Source organism: Thermaerobacter sp. FW80 (assembly GCF_004634385.1).
Classification (GTDB): Bacteria; Bacillota; Sulfobacillia; order Thermaerobacterales; family Thermaerobacteraceae; genus Thermaerobacter; species Thermaerobacter composti.
In genome coordinates this window covers 2,793,056-2,808,083 of sequence record NZ_CP037895.1, presented here as the reverse complement: position 1 = coordinate 2,808,083, position 15,028 = coordinate 2,793,056, and the positions used below count along the sequence as shown (strand labels likewise).

The 15,028-nt window shown below is 75.3% G+C and carries 13 protein-coding genes; 7 read left to right on the top strand and 6 right to left on the bottom strand.

Features of this window, described 5'->3' with window-relative positions; genetic code table 11:
- The first annotated feature begins 138 nt into the window (after positions 1-138).
- The 3 genes from E1B22_RS11605 (at position 139) to menB (ending at position 6,723) form a co-directional block, all read left to right on the top strand.
- Entirely contained in the window at positions 139-1,920 is a 1,782-nt protein-coding gene (locus E1B22_RS11605; protein WP_243123414.1) for an isochorismate synthase MenF, read from the top strand.
- Entirely contained in the window at positions 1,913-5,722 is a 3,810-nt protein-coding gene (gene menD, locus E1B22_RS13975; protein ID WP_305791204.1) for a 2-succinyl-5-enolpyruvyl-6-hydroxy-3-cyclohexene-1-carboxylic-acid synthase, read from the top strand. Before E1B22_RS11605 ends, menD begins: the two co-directional genes overlap by 8 nt.
- Positions 5,723-5,886: 164 nt before the next feature.
- Positions 5,887-6,723 (top strand): 1,4-dihydroxy-2-naphthoyl-CoA synthase, encoded by an 837-nt coding sequence (gene menB, locus E1B22_RS11585; RefSeq protein WP_135225774.1) that lies wholly within the window; start codon positions 5,887-5,889, stop codon positions 6,721-6,723.
- A gap of 194 nt (positions 6,724-6,917) precedes the next feature.
- On the opposite strand, the gene E1B22_RS11580 is transcribed toward menB, so the two are convergent.
- A complete protein-coding gene (locus E1B22_RS11580) occupies positions 6,918-7,529 on the bottom strand; it encodes a GNAT family N-acetyltransferase (RefSeq protein WP_135225773.1) in 612 nt (203 codons plus the stop codon).
- A gap of 238 nt (positions 7,530-7,767) precedes the next feature.
- Between E1B22_RS11580 and E1B22_RS11575 the strand changes: the two genes are divergently transcribed.
- Both E1B22_RS11575 and E1B22_RS11570 read left to right on the top strand, forming a co-directional pair.
- Positions 7,768-9,369: an FAD-binding oxidoreductase gene (locus tag E1B22_RS11575; RefSeq protein ID WP_167758925.1), complete on the top strand. Its 1,602-nt coding sequence runs from the start codon at positions 7,768-7,770 to the stop codon at positions 9,367-9,369.
- A 13-nt stretch (positions 9,370-9,382) separates the two neighbouring features.
- Positions 9,383-9,772, top strand: coding sequence for a hypothetical protein (locus tag E1B22_RS11570; protein ID WP_135225771.1), 390 nt, complete (start codon positions 9,383-9,385; stop codon positions 9,770-9,772).
- A 147-nt stretch (positions 9,773-9,919) separates the two neighbouring features.
- On the opposite strand, the gene E1B22_RS11565 is transcribed toward E1B22_RS11570, so the two are convergent.
- The 5 genes from E1B22_RS11565 to E1B22_RS11545 all read right to left on the bottom strand — a co-directional run bounded on the left by E1B22_RS11565 (position 9,920) and on the right by E1B22_RS11545 (position 13,991).
- Positions 9,920-10,036, bottom strand: a complete 117-nt coding sequence (locus E1B22_RS11565; RefSeq protein ID WP_135225770.1) for a histidine kinase — start codon at positions 10,034-10,036, stop codon at positions 9,920-9,922.
- Positions 10,037-10,120: 84 nt separating this feature from the next.
- Entirely contained in the window at positions 10,121-10,873 is a 753-nt protein-coding gene (locus E1B22_RS11560; protein WP_167758924.1) for an ABC transporter permease, read from the bottom strand.
- A gap of 116 nt (positions 10,874-10,989) precedes the next feature.
- Entirely contained in the window at positions 10,990-11,955 is a 966-nt protein-coding gene (locus E1B22_RS11555; protein WP_135225768.1) for an ABC transporter ATP-binding protein, read from the bottom strand.
- A 129-nt stretch (positions 11,956-12,084) separates the two neighbouring features.
- On the bottom strand, positions 12,085-13,140 hold the full coding sequence (locus E1B22_RS11550) for a sensor histidine kinase KdpD (RefSeq protein ID WP_167758923.1): 1,056 nt from the start codon (positions 13,138-13,140) through the stop codon (positions 12,085-12,087).
- Between the two features lie 17 nt (positions 13,141-13,157).
- The gene (locus E1B22_RS11545; RefSeq protein WP_135225766.1) at positions 13,158-13,991 is read right to left on the bottom strand and encodes a response regulator transcription factor; all 834 of its coding nucleotides are present in this window, start codon (positions 13,989-13,991) and stop codon (positions 13,158-13,160) included.
- Between the two features lie 272 nt (positions 13,992-14,263).
- Between E1B22_RS11545 and E1B22_RS11540 the strand changes: the two genes are divergently transcribed.
- Both E1B22_RS11540 and E1B22_RS11535 read left to right on the top strand, forming a co-directional pair.
- Positions 14,264-14,506 (top strand): AbrB/MazE/SpoVT family DNA-binding domain-containing protein, encoded by a 243-nt coding sequence (locus tag E1B22_RS11540; RefSeq protein ID WP_135225765.1) that lies wholly within the window; start codon positions 14,264-14,266, stop codon positions 14,504-14,506.
- Positions 14,503-14,904, top strand: a complete 402-nt coding sequence (locus E1B22_RS11535) for a type II toxin-antitoxin system death-on-curing family toxin (RefSeq protein WP_135225764.1) — start codon at positions 14,503-14,505, stop codon at positions 14,902-14,904. Before E1B22_RS11540 ends, E1B22_RS11535 begins: the two co-directional genes overlap by 4 nt.
- The last annotated feature ends 124 nt before the right edge of the window (positions 14,905-15,028 follow it).

Here is a 15,028-nt window from a genome sequence, read left to right as displayed (position 1 = left end):
CGGGGACGGGCAGGGATTTCACCACCCGCAACGAAGCAGGTTCCCTGGGTCGCCGATGAATGAACGTTTATTCACCGCTGACGCGTTCGGCCACGACCACCGACGACGCAACACCACCGGGATCGAGGGATCGTGCCTGTGGCGAGAGGCGGAGCACCCCTGAGCACCCTGATCGAACCCGTCGCCCGCGATCTGGAGCGGCTCGACGCCCGGGCCCACGACCAGGCGCACCGCGCCGGGCGACCCGCCGTGGTCAGCTTCACCGTGGCCGCGGAGCCGGTCGATCCCCTCGCGGTCTTCGACGGCGCCGCCATCGTCGCGGGAGAGCGGGCGCTCTGGCTCGCTCCGGATGAGCCGATGGCCCTGGTCGCGCTGGGCGCGGCGGCCGTCCTGACGGTGGAGGAGGGCGGCGAGCGAGGGCAGGCCGGGGAGGGGAGCGGCCGTGGGCGGGGGCCGGAGGGCCACTCGGGTGGCGGTCCCCGGGCGCCGGTGTCCCGCCCCGACCCCCTCCGCCCGTCGGCTGGCCCCCCGGTGGGCCATGGACGGGGGGACGAACCGGCCGGACCGTTGGCGGCGGTGGCCGGAGCGCTGGAGTCCGCCTGGCGGTCCCTCTGCGCCGGATCCCTGGTGGACGCCCCCCACGGCGTGTGGGGCACGGGTCCCGTGCTGGTGGGCGGGTTCGCCTTCGACCCGGCGGTCCCGCCGGACGCCGCCTGGGTCGGGTTCCCGGCGGCGCGCTTCGTCTTGCCGGAGCTCTTGCTCACCCGCGGCCCCCACGGCACATGGCTGACCTTCAACCGGGTCGTCCTCCCCGGGACGCCGACCGGGCGGCAGGGCGACGCCGGCTGGACGTTCCCCGAGGGCGTGCGCCTGACGGTGCCCCCGACGGGGCGGGGGTCAGCCGGCGAGGGGGGGCGGCGGTGGCTGTCGCTGCTGGCCCTCGCCGCCCGGTCGGCCCCGGGGGCTACGGCGGGCGGTGGACCCCGTCGCCGGGCCGGCTCCGGCGGCGACGGGCGCCGCCCGGCAGCGGCGCCCGTCGCCGCCGTGGCCCGGCCGGACCGCCGCCGCTGGACGGAGGCCGTGACCGCCGCCCTCGAGGCCATCGCCGCGGGGGCGCTGGCCAAGGTCGTGCTGGCGCGGCGCCTCCACGTGCGGGCCGGCACCGCCTTCGATCCCGGCACCGTGCTGCGCCGCCTGCGGGCGGAGTATCCGGAGTGCTTCGTGTTCGCCGTGGCGGGGGACGGCCGCGGGCCGGGGGGGCGCGGCGTGTTCCTGGGAGCCTCACCCGAGCGCCTGGTGCGGCTGCGGGAGGCGCGGCTCGAGACGGCGGCCCTGGCCGGTTCCACCGCCCGGGGGGCCTCCGCCGCCGAGGACGAGGCCCTGGCCCGAGCCCTGCTGCAAAGCCCCAAGGAGCGGCAGGAACACACCCTCGTGGTGCGCATGCTCCGGGAGACCCTGGCGCCCGTCTGCCGCGGGCTCGAGATCGCCCCGGAGCCCCGGCTCCTGCGCCTGCGCAACGTCCAGCACCTCCATACCCCGATCCACGGGGTGGTCGACGGGGTGACGCTGCCGCAGCTGGTGGCGCGCCTCCACCCGACCCCGGCCCTGGGCGGGTGGCCGCGAGACCGGGCCCTGGCCTTCATCCGCCGGTGGGAGGGGGGCTCGCGCGGCTGGTATGGGGGCGCCGTCGGCTGGTTCGACCACCGGGGCGACGGCGAGATGGCCGTGGCCATCCGCTCCGGGCTCGTCCGGGGGCCGGAGGCGTGGCTCTTCGCCGGGTGCGGCGTCGTGGCGGGCTCGAACCCCGAGCGGGAGTGGCGGGAGACGGCCCTCAAGCTGCAGCCGTTGGCAGCCGCCCTGGGGGTGGAACCCGACCTCGGGGCGGAGGCCGGTGCCGGGGAGGCGGCGCACGGTGGCTGAGCCCAGGGAACCGGTCGGCGGCACCCTGTCCCAGAGCCCCCGGGCCGTACCGGCGATGCCTCCGGCCGCATGGACCGGCGCGGCGCCCCGGGACGCGGGGCGTGGCCGCGGCGAGGGCGGCGCCGTCGATCGAGGGACGGTCAACCTCCGCTGGGCGCGGGCCCTGGTGGACGGCCTGGTCGCCGCCGGGGTGGAACACGTGGTGGTCTGCCCCGGCTCGCGCTCGAGCCCCCTGGCGCTGGCTGCGGCCCGGCACCCGGGGGTGCGGGTGTGGGTCCAGTTGGACGAGCGGTCGGCCGGGTTCTTCGCCCTGGGGATCGGCCGCGCCACGGGCCGGCCCGCGGCGGTGGTCGCCACCTCCGGCACGGCCCCGGCCAACTTCTACCCGGCGGTGATCGAGGCCCGCTACGGCCGCGTGCCCCTGGTGGTGCTGTCGGCGGACCGGCCCCACGAGCTGCGGGACTTCGGCGCCTCCCAGACCGTCGACCAGATCCACCTGTACGGCCGTCATGCCAAGTGGTTCTGCGACCTGCCCCTGCCCGAGGACGACCCGGCCGGGCGGGCCTTCGTCACCCGGGCGGCGGTGCGGGCGGTGACCGAGGCGCTGGCCGCCCCCGCCGGCCCGGTGCACCTCAACGTGCCGTTCCGCGAGCCGCTGGTCCCGGGGGCGTCGGGCGACGCCGAGGCGGGGGACGAGGCCACCGGGGCGGGGGACGGGACGGGCGAGGCGGGGCGCCCGACGGGGATCGCGGACGGGCCTTGGGGTCCGGGGGTGGCGGTCCGCCCGCCCGGAGCGGCGCGGGCCGCCGGGACCGCCTGGGGGACCGGGACGCCCGGGCGGGGCGGGTCGGCTGGTGCGACCGGGGCGGCGGTGGAGCCCCGGCTGGCCCCCGCGGCCCTCGCCGACGGTCAGGCGTGGGAACTACTGGGCCTGCTGGCCGGTGCCCGCCGCGGGCTGATCGTCTGCGGCCCGGTGGCGCCGGCCGTCGCCGCCGTCCCGCCGGCCGGCCCTGGGACGGGGAGCGGCGGCGGGGCGCCGGTTGCCGTGCCCGGGGGGCCGCCCCTGGCCGTGGCGGTGACGCGACTGGCCCGGCGGCTCGGGCTTCCGGTGTTGGCCGATCCCCTCTCGGGGGTGCGATGGGGGCCGCACCTCGGCCCGGCGGCGGGCGCAGATGCGGAGAGCCCCATCGATGCGGAGTGCCCCATCATCGACGCGTACGACGCCTTCCTCCGCGACCCGGCGCTGGCCGACGCCCTGGCGTCCGACGTGGTGCTGCGCATCGGGGCGCCTCCCGTCTCCAAGCCGCTGGCGCAGTACCTGGAGCGGCATGCGGCGCTGCAGATCGTCCTGGACGAGGGGGGTTGGCCGGACCCCGCCCACGTCGCCGCCCGGGTCGTCCGGGCCGATCCGGCGCGGGCGTGCCAGCAGCTGGCGGAGCTGGCGGAGCGGCTGCAAGGGGAGGCTACGAGGACCGAGGCCGAGCCGACACCCCCGGGCGGCGAGGCCAGCCGCGGCCCGTCGCCCGGATCGGACGCCGCCGGCGATCCCGGCAGCTGGCTCGCCCTCTGGCAACGGATCAATCGCGTCGCCCGGGAGGCCATCGCCCGCCAACTGGCCGGGTGGGACGAACCGGCCGAGCCGCGGGTTGTGGCCGAGCTGGCCCGGCTGCTGCCGCCGGGCAGCCTCCTGGTGGCGGGGAACAGCATGCCGATCCGGGACGTGGACACCTTCGTCCCCGCCTCGCCGACGCCCATCCGGTGCCTGGCCAACCGCGGTGCCAGCGGCATCGACGGCGTCGTCTCCACCGCGGCCGGCGTCGCGGCGGCGGGGGAGGGGCCGGCGGCGCTGGTCATCGGCGACCTCTCCTTCTACCACGACCTCAACGGGCTCTGGGCCGCGGCCCGCTACCGGCTGCCGCTGGTGGTCGTGGTGGTGAACAACGACGGCGGCGGGATCTTCTCCTTTCTGCCCCAGGCACGCCTGGACCCCGAAGAATTCGAGGCACTCTGGGGCACGCCCCACGGCCTTGACTTCCGCCACGCCGCCGCCCTGTACGGCATCCCGTACCGGCGGGTCCGAACCTGGGACGCGTTCCGCAACGCGGTGCGGGAGGCCCTGGCCGCCGCCGACCCATCCCCCGGCTTCGCCGCCGTCCGCACCGCCCCGGCCAGGCCTGGCGACAGCGGGGTCCCGGACCCACCCCGCCAAGGCGCACGGCGCGGCGGTCCGGTCATCGTCGAGGTGCGGACCGACCGGAGGCGGAACGTGGACCACCACCGCCAGGTGTGGAGGGCGGTGGCCGCGGCGCTGGCGGAGGCGGGCCTGGCCACCCCCCGGACGGGGAGCGGGCCGACCGGGCCGGTGGCGGGGCCGGCCGCGGAGGACGGCCTGGGGTCGCCGGCACGGCGATCCCGGGCCGGGGACGGCGAGCCCCGTCGTCCCCCGGCCGAGGACGACCGCGAGGCCGCCGGGGCTGGCCGTGGGCACGGCCACGGCCGTGGCCGCGGGGCAGCGGCCGCTCCGCCGGCGGCGGCATCCGGGGCGGAAGCCGCCCTCGCGGTCGAGTTCGCGCGCGAGGGTGCGGCGACCCGCCCAACCGAGGCGGCGTGCGGGGCAGCAGCCGCCCGCCAGGCGGACGGTGTCGCCCCCCAGGCGGAGGACGGCGTCGCCCCCCAGGCGGAGGCGGACGGCGATGCAGCAGCCACCCCCGAGGCGGAGGGGGAGGGCGACCCAGCAGCCGTCCCCCGGGTCGAGGCGGAGGGCGGGGCAGCGGTCATCCCCGAGGCAAGGGCGGACGCCGGTGTCGGCACCGATCCCCCGGCTGAGGCCGGGCGCCGGCCGGCGGCCGACGCCCGCGGGGCGGCGGGGCCCGTCGGCGGCCGGTTCGTCCGGGTCCGCGGGGTGCGGTACTACCTGGAGGCCGCCGGTGGGGAGGCCCAGGGCCCTTCCGCTGCCCTCCCTGCCCTCGCTGCCCCCGCGGCCCCTGCTGCCCCCGCGGCAGCCGGCGCGAGCCGGTGCCGTCACGAGTCCAGCCGCCGCGAGCCCGCCCTGCTGCTCCACGGCTTCACGGGCAGCACGGCGACCTGGGCGCCGGTCTGGGACGAGCTGGCCGCGGCGGGGCCGCTGCTGGCCGTCGATCTGCTGGGTCACGGGCGCACCGCCGCCCCGGCGGATCCCCGGCGCTACCGCATGGAGGAGCAGGTGGCCGACCTGCTGGCCCTGCTCGATCGCCTGGGCTGCCACCGGGTGCATCTGGTGGGCTACTCCATGGGAGGGCGCGTGGCCCTGGGGCTGGCGGCCGCCGCGCCGGACCGGGTGGCGTCGCTGGTGCTGGAGTCGTCGTCGCCGGGGCTGCGGGATCCCGCCGAGCGGGCGGCCCGGCGCCGCGCCGACGAGGAGCTGGCCCGCCGCATCGAGGCGGAGGGGGTGGAGTCCTTCGCCCGCCACTGGGAGGGGCTGCCCCTCTTCGCAGGGCTGCGGCGGCTGCCGCCGGCGCTGCGGGCTGCCGTGCGGGCCACGCGCCTCAACCAACGCCCGCAGGGCCTGGCCAACAGTCTGCGGGGCATCGGGGCGGGGGTCCAGCCGCCGCTGTGGGACCGGCTGCCTGCCCTGGCGATGCCGGTGCTCTGCCTGGCGGGGGCGGTCGACGCCAAGTACGCCGCCCTGGCGGCCGCGATGGCGGCCTGCCTGCCCCGGGGCCGGGCGGTGACCGTACCGGGGGCGGGGCACGCCGTCCACCTGGAGGATCCGGCCGGGTTCGTCCGGGAGGTGAGAGCCTTCTGGGAGGCGGTGCGAAGGTGAGTGAGCCCCCGGGACGTTGTTGGGGGGGGCGAAGGTCCGGGTCGAGGCGCCGGAGGACCGAGGCCGACCAGGATTTCGCGGAAGCCACGAGGGAGCCGCCGAGACCGCGCTTCGGCGGGTGGAGGCATCAGCGCGATCCACGGCTACGACGGGGAGGGTCGGCGATGTCGACGACGGTGGAGCTGCCGCGCTGGATCAAGGTCAAGGACTACGAGGACATCATCTACGAGAAGGCCGACGGCGAGGGCATCGCCAAGATCACCATCAACCGGCCGCACGTGCTCAACGCCTTCCGGCCCAAGACCATCGTCGAGATGCAGGACGCCTTCACCGACGCCCGCAACGACCCGCGCATCGGCGTGGTGCTGCTCACCGGTGCGGGCGGCAACTTCTGCACCGGCGGCGACCAGAAGGTCCGGGGCCATGGCGGGTATGTGGACGAAGAGGGCACGCCGCGGCTCAACGTCCTGGACCTGCAGCGTCAGATCCGCACCCTGCCGAAGCCGGTGATCGCCCTGGTGGCCGGCTACGCCATCGGCGGCGGGCACGTGCTGCACGTGGTCTGCGACCTGACCATCGCCGCGGACAACGCTCGCTTCGGTCAGGCCGGGCCGCGGGTGGGCAGCTTCGACGGCGGCTACGGCGCCGGGCTGCTGGCCCGGATCGTGGGCCACAAGAAGGCGCGGGAGATCTGGTACCTGTGCCGCCAGTACTCCGCCCAGGAGGCCCTGGCGATGGGCCTGGTCAACGCCGTGGTCCCCGCCGACCAGCTGGAGGCCGAGGGCGTGAAGTGGGCCCGGGAGATCCTGGAGAAGAGCCCGACGGCCATCCGCATGCTCAAGGCCGCCTTCAACGCGGATACCGACGGCCTGGCGGGCCTGCAGCAGCTGGCGGGCGACGCCACGCTGATCTTCTACCTGACGGAGGAGGCCAAGGAGGGGCAGCGCGCCTTCCTGGAGAAGCGCAAGCCCGACTGGAGCAAGTTCCCTCGGTTTCCTTGATGCGCTGGTTCCCTGCAAGGGCCGCTGGCCGTTGCGCCAGCGGCCCTCGCGAAGGGGCGGCCACCACGCGACGGGCTCGGCTCACAGGGACCGCGCTCCTGCAGCCCCCGGGCCTGCAGCCCGGGCTGTGGGGAGAACCGCGGGGACGGGACTCCCGCCTGCACCAGGTCGGCGTGGAACGTGTCCCGACGACGTCAGGCCGATGGCAGGCGTAGGTGGAGCCGGCGGCTCGTGGTCGCATAGCCGAGGGACGTGTACAATGCGATAGCTGCACGGTTGAACTCCCAAACGTTCAGTTCGATCTCGTCGACTCCCTGATCGAGGGCCCACCGGTGAACCGCCTCCATGAGCGCTCGGCCCACGCCTTGCCGCCGGCGGGACGAGCAGACGGCGAGGGAATCGATCCAGACATACCGCCTCGGGGCCAGCACCGGCACCTCGCGGGGCGCGTGACGCAGGACGGCGACCACGACGCCGGCAAGCCTTCCGCCTTCATCGGCCACCAGCACCGCCGACGTGGGATCGCCAATCCACTGTCGTACCGCGGGCTCCCGCCAGGCCGGGTCGCACGCGGTCATGAACACGGTGGGAAGTGCGGACGCATGATCCCGGTCTCCCTCCGCGAGGATCTCGCATATCTCCTGGACGTCCCCATCGCTGGCGGGTCGGACGGTCACCGGCACGATCGTCCACCCCTTCGCCCGGTTGCGGGAAGGTTGACCGCAGCGCAGGACGATCTCGCCACCCGTGGCCTGCTGGGGACCGGCCATCTCGAGGTGCGCTGGCGGCGCCCGCTCGCTGGGCACGGTGCCAACGGCGTGGCCCGGTTCCCTGCCCGGATCCCACGGGATGGCGTTGAGTTCGTGACGGTGGGTTCGCTTCCTGCTCGGTCGAGCACGCTCGATCTTCGCCGGGACTGGGGCCGCAACGGATGCGGCGGGTCCGGTTGAACCGATGGAAGAACGTGCCACCGGGCGGGGGTTGGGCCGCCCGGGGGCGCGCTGCGACACCGGGGGGACTGGGGACGTGCCGGAGGCCCGTCGGGTGCGCAAGTGGAACGGCTGGGGCTACGTGGGGGAAGAACCAGCCCCCGAGCGGATCGAGGGATGGCGGAAGACCACGGGCGCCTTGGCGGGCGTCCGGGCGGAGGACTACCGGCCGCCGGTGCCGCTGGAGCACATCCCGTTGCCGCCGTCGCGGCTCGGGTCCGACTCGGCCGGCGGTCTCCCCGGCCTCGCCGGCTTCCGGGGACGCATCGTCGCCACCCCCTACGAGCGGGCCCTGCACGCCGCCGGCCGCAGCACCGGCGACCTGATCCGCCTCCGCACCGGGACGAACCTGCGCTTCCCCGACGCCGTGGCCTACCCCGCCGATGAGGACGACCTCCTGCGCCTCCTGGAGTACGCCGAGCGCCGGCGGGTGGCCCTGATCCCCACCGGCGGCGGCAGCTCGGTGGTGGGCGGCGTCGAGCCCGACGTGCCGCCGACCTACACCGGTGTGGTCAGCGTGGACCTGCGGGACCTCGAGGGGGTCGTGGCCATCGACCGGACCAGCCGGCGCGCCCGGGTGCGGGCGGGCACCCTGGGCCCGGACCTGGAAGACGCCCTGCGCCGGGAAGGGCTGGCCTTCCGCTTTTACCCCCAGTCCTACGCCTGCTCCACCGTGGGCGGGTGGATCGCCACCCGCGCCGGCGGCCACTTCGCCACCCTCCACGGCAAGATCGACACGGCCGTGGAAGCCCTGCGGGTGGTGACCGCGCGGGGGCGGATCGAGACCCGGGAGGTGCCGCAATCGGCCTCCGGTCCCGACGGCAAGGCCTGGTTCATCGGCTCCGAGGGCGCCCTGGGCGTGATCACCGAGGCGGTGCTGCGGCTGCAGGTCCCTCCCGCGCGGAAGCGGGCCACCGGCTTTCGCTTCGCGGGGTTCGCCGAGGGGCTCGAGGCGGTGCGCCGGATCGTCCAGGCCGGCATCTACCCGCCGGTCCTGCGCCTGCTGGACGAGTACGAGGCCATGGTGGCCTTCTGGGGCCGGGCGGGGATGGAACCGGGGGCCTTCCTGCACCTGGGCTTCGAGGTGGCGGATCCCGACGGGGAGCGGGCGGTGACGGTGGCCTGGGAGGAGGCGACCCGCCTGTGCCGGGCCGCCGGCGGCCGGGAGGTGCCGCCGGCCGGCGTGCAGGCGTGGAGGGAGGGGTTCGTCCAGCAGCCCTACTGGCGGGACGTGATGATCGACCACGGCCTGGTGGTCGACACCCTGGAGACGGCGACGGCGTGGTCCCGCGCGGCGGCCCTGCGGGAGGCGGTCCGGGAGGCGCTGTTCCGGCGCATGGAGCGATGGTCGCCGGTGGCCATGGTCCTCTGCCGCGTGACCCACGCGTACCCCGACGGCTGCTCGCTCTACTTCACCTTCGTCCTCAAGCCGCCGCGGGAGGCGATGTGGGCGGCGTGGCGGGACGTGCAGCAGGCGGGGCTGGAGGCGTTCCTCGCCCACGGCGCCACCCTCAGCCACCACCACGGGACCGGGCGCGACTTCGCGCCGTTCTTCGAGCGGGAGCATGGCCCCGGACACGTGGCGGCGCTGCGGGCGCTGAAGGCCGCGTTCGACCCGGCGGGGGTGCTCAATCCGGGCGTGTTCTTCCCGACGTGAGGGGGCTCTTCCAGTGGCTCGGAGGGGGCGGGGGTACGGGTGGCTGCGGGGCGCCGGAAGCGCGGTGCTCGCCCTGGTGCTGCTCGGTGCGGTGGCGGTGCCCTTGTCCGTGCCCGCGGTGCCGTCGACGCTGGGCCCTGGACAGGCCCAGTTCGCGGCCTACGCCCTGGACGTGGCGCCTGCGGCCTTCGAGGCCCCCCTGGTGCGGCCGCTCATCTGGCGGTACGCCGTGCGGGCGGTGCACCCGGCGGCCGGTTCGTCCGGAACCTGTGACGAGCGGCCCGGCCTCGGGGCGTACCGCGCCATCGTGGACGCCCTGGGGCCCTTCGGCCTTCGCGTCGGCCGCGCCGTCGTCGAGTGCGGGCGGACATCGACCCGGTGGCTGGTCGGCGGCGGGTCCTGACCACCGGATCGGTGACCGCGAACCGGTGACGCCCGGTCCGCGGCGCCGATGGGCGGCGCCCTTCGCAGGGCGACGTCGGCCGGGCGGCTGCATGGGGACGGGGGGCGGGGCCGCGTCCGCTCTCGCCGCGCCGGGGGTCCGGGGGCGTCAGAGCCGGTCCCGCCGGTTCCGCTGGTAGTGGGCGCGCCGGACGAAGAGCCACAGGGCGATGCCGCTCGCCAGGATCAGCCCCCAGGTGATCACCCAGGGCCAGAGGGTGGGCATGGCTGCGATCCTCCCTCGCGCCGCCGTCCCGCGGCGCACCCGCCGCTCGGCGGCCCGTCGGATAGGATGGCCAAAGCGGCGCGCTCAGACCACGTCGCGGCGGGTCACGGTCAGGGCCGCCAGCGCCAGGAACCCGAGGAACAGCGGCGGCAGCTGGACCCACCAGGCAGGCAGGTGGGCGGCGATCTCGGGGAGGTAGCGGGCCTGGGCCGTCCAGGCCGGGATCGCCGTCGGGATCCAGAGCGCCTCGTCGCCGGCGAAGGCGGTGAAGATGTTGGCGACCACGAAGAACCCGGCCGCGGCGAGGGGCAACACGTAGTTGCGACCGAGGACGGCCAGCCAGAGCACCACGGGCACCAGGAGGAACTGGGCGAGCCCCGCGACCAGGTGGAGTCCCAGGCCGGCGGCGACGGCATCCCACGACGGCAGGTAGCCGAGCACGGGCAGTCCCGCGATCACGGCCAGCGGCACCGCCGCCACCACCGCCACCGCCAGGATCAGGGCGGCGGCGCCCAGCTTGGCGAGGAGGATGCCGGTCCGGCTGGCGGGCAGGGCGAAGAGGTTGGTCGCCGCGCCTTCCTGGTACTCGCGGACCACCGCATAGGTGACCACGAAGCCGAAGAGCAGCGGGTAGACCAGCAGGTTCGCGAACAAGCCCACCTGGGCGAAGAAGCCCTCCCACGGGATCGAGACGCCTTCCCCGGCCGTGCCGGCCACCCGCCGGGCGCCCCAAACCAGGAGCGCGTTGAAGGCCGGCGCGACGCCGGCGGCCACCAGGGCCGCCCAGACGACCCACGATCGCTTCCACTTGAGGAGTTCGGCGCGCAGGATGGCCACGTGTGCTCCCCTCCTGTCGCCCCGGGTTGGGGCGCGGTCTTCGCTTCGGGTCCGCAGCGCGTTCAGCGCGGGGTCTGCTCCCCGATCGGGCCCTGGGCCGACCTGCGGCGGCGCGGTCACGCCGCGCCGGGGGGCCGGTTCGTCCCGGTGTCCGAGGCCGGGTCCGCCGCGGCGGTGGCCCGCAAGAAGTGGTCCTCCAGGCTCTCCCGCTGGACGGAGGCGTGAAGCACGGGGAGGCCGTGTTCGACCAACACGCGGACGACCTGGTCCGGCCGGTCCACGTGCTCGTAGACCCGCAGCGTGCCGCCCGGCAGCACGGTGTACCGGCGCACCGCCAGGCGCTCCTCAAGCAGGCGCACGGCCGCCTCGGGCTCCCGGGTCTCGATCACCAGGTACGTCCGGCCGCGATCCCGCAGCTCGCCCATGCGCACCTCCTCCACCAGCCGGCCTTCGTGCAGGATGCCGACCCGGTCGGCGACCTGCTCCACCTCGGCCAGGATGTGGCTGGAGAGCAGGACCGCCATCTTCCGCTCCGCGGCCAGCTCCCGGATCAGCTCGCGCACCTCGCGGATGCCGGCGGGATCGAGGCCGTTGGTCGGTTCGTCCAGGATCAGGAGCCGGGGTTCGTGGAGCAGGGCGCGGGCGATGCCCAGGCGCTGGCGCATGCCCAGGGAGAACTCCCGCACCCGCCGGTCGGCGGCGTGGCGCAGCCCGACCAGCTCCAGGACCTGGTCGATGCGCTGCGGTTCCGGGACGCCGAGGATCAGGAGATTGTGCAAGAGGTTCTCCCGGGCCGTCAGGTTGCCGTAGAAGCCCGGCGTCTCCACGGTGGCGCCGACGCGGCGGTAGACCTCGGCACCCCACTGCTCCAGGCGCCGGCCGAAGAGGACGATCTCCCCCGTCGTGCGTCGGGCGAGGCCCAGGATCATCCGCAGGGTCGTGGTCTTCCCGGCCCCGTTGCGCCCCAGCAGGGCGTAGACCTCGCCCGGGTGGACCGTCATGGTGAGGTCGCGCACCGCCCAGCGGCGCCCGTACCGCTTGCCGACCCCCTGGAGCTCGGCGGCCGGTGTCGGGCCGTCCATCCCCTCACCTCCCGCCCGCAGCATAGCGCACGGGGTTGAACGCAGCCCGTCGGCCCGATTACGCCACGCTTACGGTGCGGTGAAGGGGGCGGGGGCGGGGGGTACGCAGCTGGTGGGCGCCTGGCCGCTTCAGCTCCCAGACGGCGCCCCCTGCGCGCGTCCGTCGTCGCCGCGGCCACCTCCCGACCCGGCGGACGGCGAGGGGGCGGAGCGGGCCGGTCCCCCGGGGTCGGCCCCCGGCCACGTGACGATGAACGCCAGGCCCCGCGGTTGCCGCGGGCCTGCGCGCAGGTCCCCGCCCCAGGCGCGGGCCAGCTGGCGGCTGATGGCCAGCCCGAGTCCGGCGCCCGGAGAACCGGGACGGCGTCGGAAGGGGACGAACAAGCCCGCCACGACCTCGTCGGGCACGGGCTCGCCGTCGTCGGCCACCACCAGCTCCCAGACAGGGCCGGTGCGGCGGAGGGCGACGGTCAGGCGGGTGATGCCCCGGGCGTGGCGGAGGGCGTTGTCGACCAGGTTGCGGACGACGCGGTCCACCAGGTCCGGGTGGCACCGCACCCAGGCCGCCTCGGGGAGGTCCGGCTCCAGCGCGATGTCCCTCTGGCGGAGGGCGGGGTAGAACTCGATCAGCAGCTGGCGCAGCCGCTCGGCCAGGTTGAGCCGCGGGGTGGGCAGGTCCGCGACCTCCAGGTCCAGGCGCGCCCACTCGAAGATCCGGTCCAGGGTCTCCCGCAGCTCCCGCCCCTTGCGGTGCGCCGTCTCCAGGTAGTCCCGTCGGGTCGCGGGAGCCAGGTCGCCCCGGGCGACCGCTTCGAGATAGCCCAGCACCGCGGTCAGCGGCGTGCGCAGGTCGTGGGAGAGGGCGGCCAGGAACTGGCGGCGGCGCTGTTCCTCCCGCTGATGCGCGGCCTCCAGGTCGTGCAGGCGTCGCATCACCCCGTTGAACGCCGCGGCGAGGGCCCGCACGCCCGGGTGGCGCGAGTGGAAGCGCACCATGACGTCGCCCGCCCGCGCCTCCTCGACGGCCTGGGCCAGCCGCCGCAGCTCGCGACGCAGCCCCCAGTAGGCGGCCAGGGCAAACAAGGCCGCCGCGATGGACACCCCCGCGACCAGGAGCCACGGAATCCCGCCGGCCGGGAGGAGGGCGACCGGCGGCCACGACCCCGAGGACGGCCCGAGCGCCATCCCGACGGCGTGCTGGCTCATGGTCCGCAAACCAGCCGGTAGCCCAGGCCGCGCACGGTCTGGATGATCGCCGGCCGCTCCGGGTTGCGCTCGATCTTCGCCCGCAGCCGGTGGATGTGGACCGCGACCGTGTTGTCGTCGGTCACGTAGGGCTCGCCCCAGACGGCCTCGTAGATCTGCTGCTTGGTGAAGACCCGGTCGGGGTGGCGGATCCACCACGCCAGCATCTGGTACTCCTTGGCGGTGAGGTGGACCGGCTTCCCGTCCACCCAGACCCGGGCTGCCGCCAGGTCCATGGTGAGGGGCCCGCACCGGACCACCTCGCCGCCGGTCGCGTGCGGTTCCCGGACGAACGCGGCCGCGGGGGGCGCCGCCTCCCGGCCGGGCGACGGCGTCGGGGCCGAGGGTCGCCGCGCGCCATCGGTCGCCACCGGCGTCGGGTCCACCGCCGCCGGCTGCGCCGCCCGGGTGCGGGACCGGCGTAGCACCGCGTGGACGCGGGCGGTGAGTTCCAGCAGGCTGAAGGGCTTGGCGACGTAGTCGTCGGCCCCCAAGGACAGGCCCACCGTCTTGTCGACCGCGCTGCCGCGGGCGGAGAGCATGATCACCGGCAGGTCGGGCCACCCCCGCCGGGGGTCGCGGATCCGGCGCAACAGATCGATCCCGTCCATCCCCGGCAGCATGATGTCCAGGATGACCAGGTCGCACGGCTCCTCGTCCAGCAGCCGGAGGGCGGTCTCCGCATCCGGCGCCACCCGGGTCGCGAAGCCTTCCCGCGTCAGGTGCTCGGCCAGGAGCCGGGTCAGATCCGGCTCGTCATCGACGATGAGGATGGTCGCCCGCCCCGTCACCGCCGGCCCTCCTTGGACGGCCCCCTGGGCCGTCGATGGCGCTCGCCCGCGTCCATGCGAGCTCCGCGGGGGATCGGGATCCTACCGCGTCCCAGCGACCGCGCCGAGGTCCTCGACCGGCACGATGATAGCACAAGGCGGTGCGCGTCCCGCCCGCACCGCGGCCACCGCCGAGGGTGTTGGCCGCATGCGCGCCTGAAGCAGCGGTGCCGCGCGGGAAGTTGAGTAAGGTTAGAATGGATATCACCAGGATCTGTGTGGGGGGGATGGCCATGGGGATCCGGCGAATCTTACGGATCGGTCAGAGCCTTGGTGTTACCCTGCCCGCCCGGGAGCTTCATGAGCTGGGGCTGAAGGAGGGTGCTCCGGTCGAGGTGGAGGTGGATCGTGTCCAGCGGCGGGTGGTCATCCGGCCCTTGGACTCCGCGACAGGCGTTGACCCGTCGTTCGTCGAGGAGGCCCGGCGGTTCGCCGAAAGGCATCGGGTCATCCTCGAAGAGCTCGCCCAGCGATGAGTCTCACCCCCGCTCAGATCCTCTACCTACACGACCTGGCCCTTGAGTTCGGCGGTGGCGCGCCAGGGGTCCTTGACGTAGGTCGCGTTGAGGCGGCTGTTGCGAGGGCGCTCCAGACTGCCGGTGGACAACCTGCTTACCTGACGCCTGTTGCACAGGCAGCGGCGTGTGCGCATGCCCTTGTGCGCGACCACCCGTTTGTGGATGCAAACAAGCGGACGGCTTTCTTGGCACTCGGCCTCTGGCTTGCGTCCGAAGGTCTCGTCTTCGATCCGCCACCAGCGGAGGCGGTTGAGGTCATGGAACGGGTAGCGCTTGGTCACATGGATGAGCGGGAACTGGCGCAATGGGTGGAGCGGTGGGTGAGGAGACGAAACGGTCAGACGAAGTTGTCGTGACCATGGGCCGAGCGTCCCTTACCGTCCAACGTATCGGCCGTCCAACGGATCGGGGCGGTGCGCGTCCTGCCCGCACCGCCCCTTGCTGCCGGCCGCACGTCGCGGTCGATAGCCCTCCGCCTGC

Coding starts and splice junctions, on each gene's coding strand:
- menB (WP_135225774.1), top strand. CDS start 5,887: ATGTCGACGACGGTGGAGCTGCCGCGCTGGATCAAGGTCAAGGACTAC.
- E1B22_RS11565 (WP_135225770.1), bottom strand. CDS start 10,036: ATGCCCACCCTCTGGCCCTGGGTGATCACCTGGGGGCTGATCCTGGCG.
- E1B22_RS11555 (WP_135225768.1), bottom strand. CDS start 11,955: ATGGACGGCCCGACACCGGCCGCCGAGCTCCAGGGGGTCGGCAAGCGG.
- E1B22_RS11550 (WP_167758923.1), bottom strand. CDS start 13,140: ATGGCGCTCGGGCCGTCCTCGGGGTCGTGGCCGCCGGTCGCCCTCCTC.
- E1B22_RS11540 (WP_135225765.1), top strand. CDS start 14,264: ATGGGGATCCGGCGAATCTTACGGATCGGTCAGAGCCTTGGTGTTACC.
- E1B22_RS11535 (WP_135225764.1), top strand. CDS start 14,503: ATGAGTCTCACCCCCGCTCAGATCCTCTACCTACACGACCTGGCCCTT.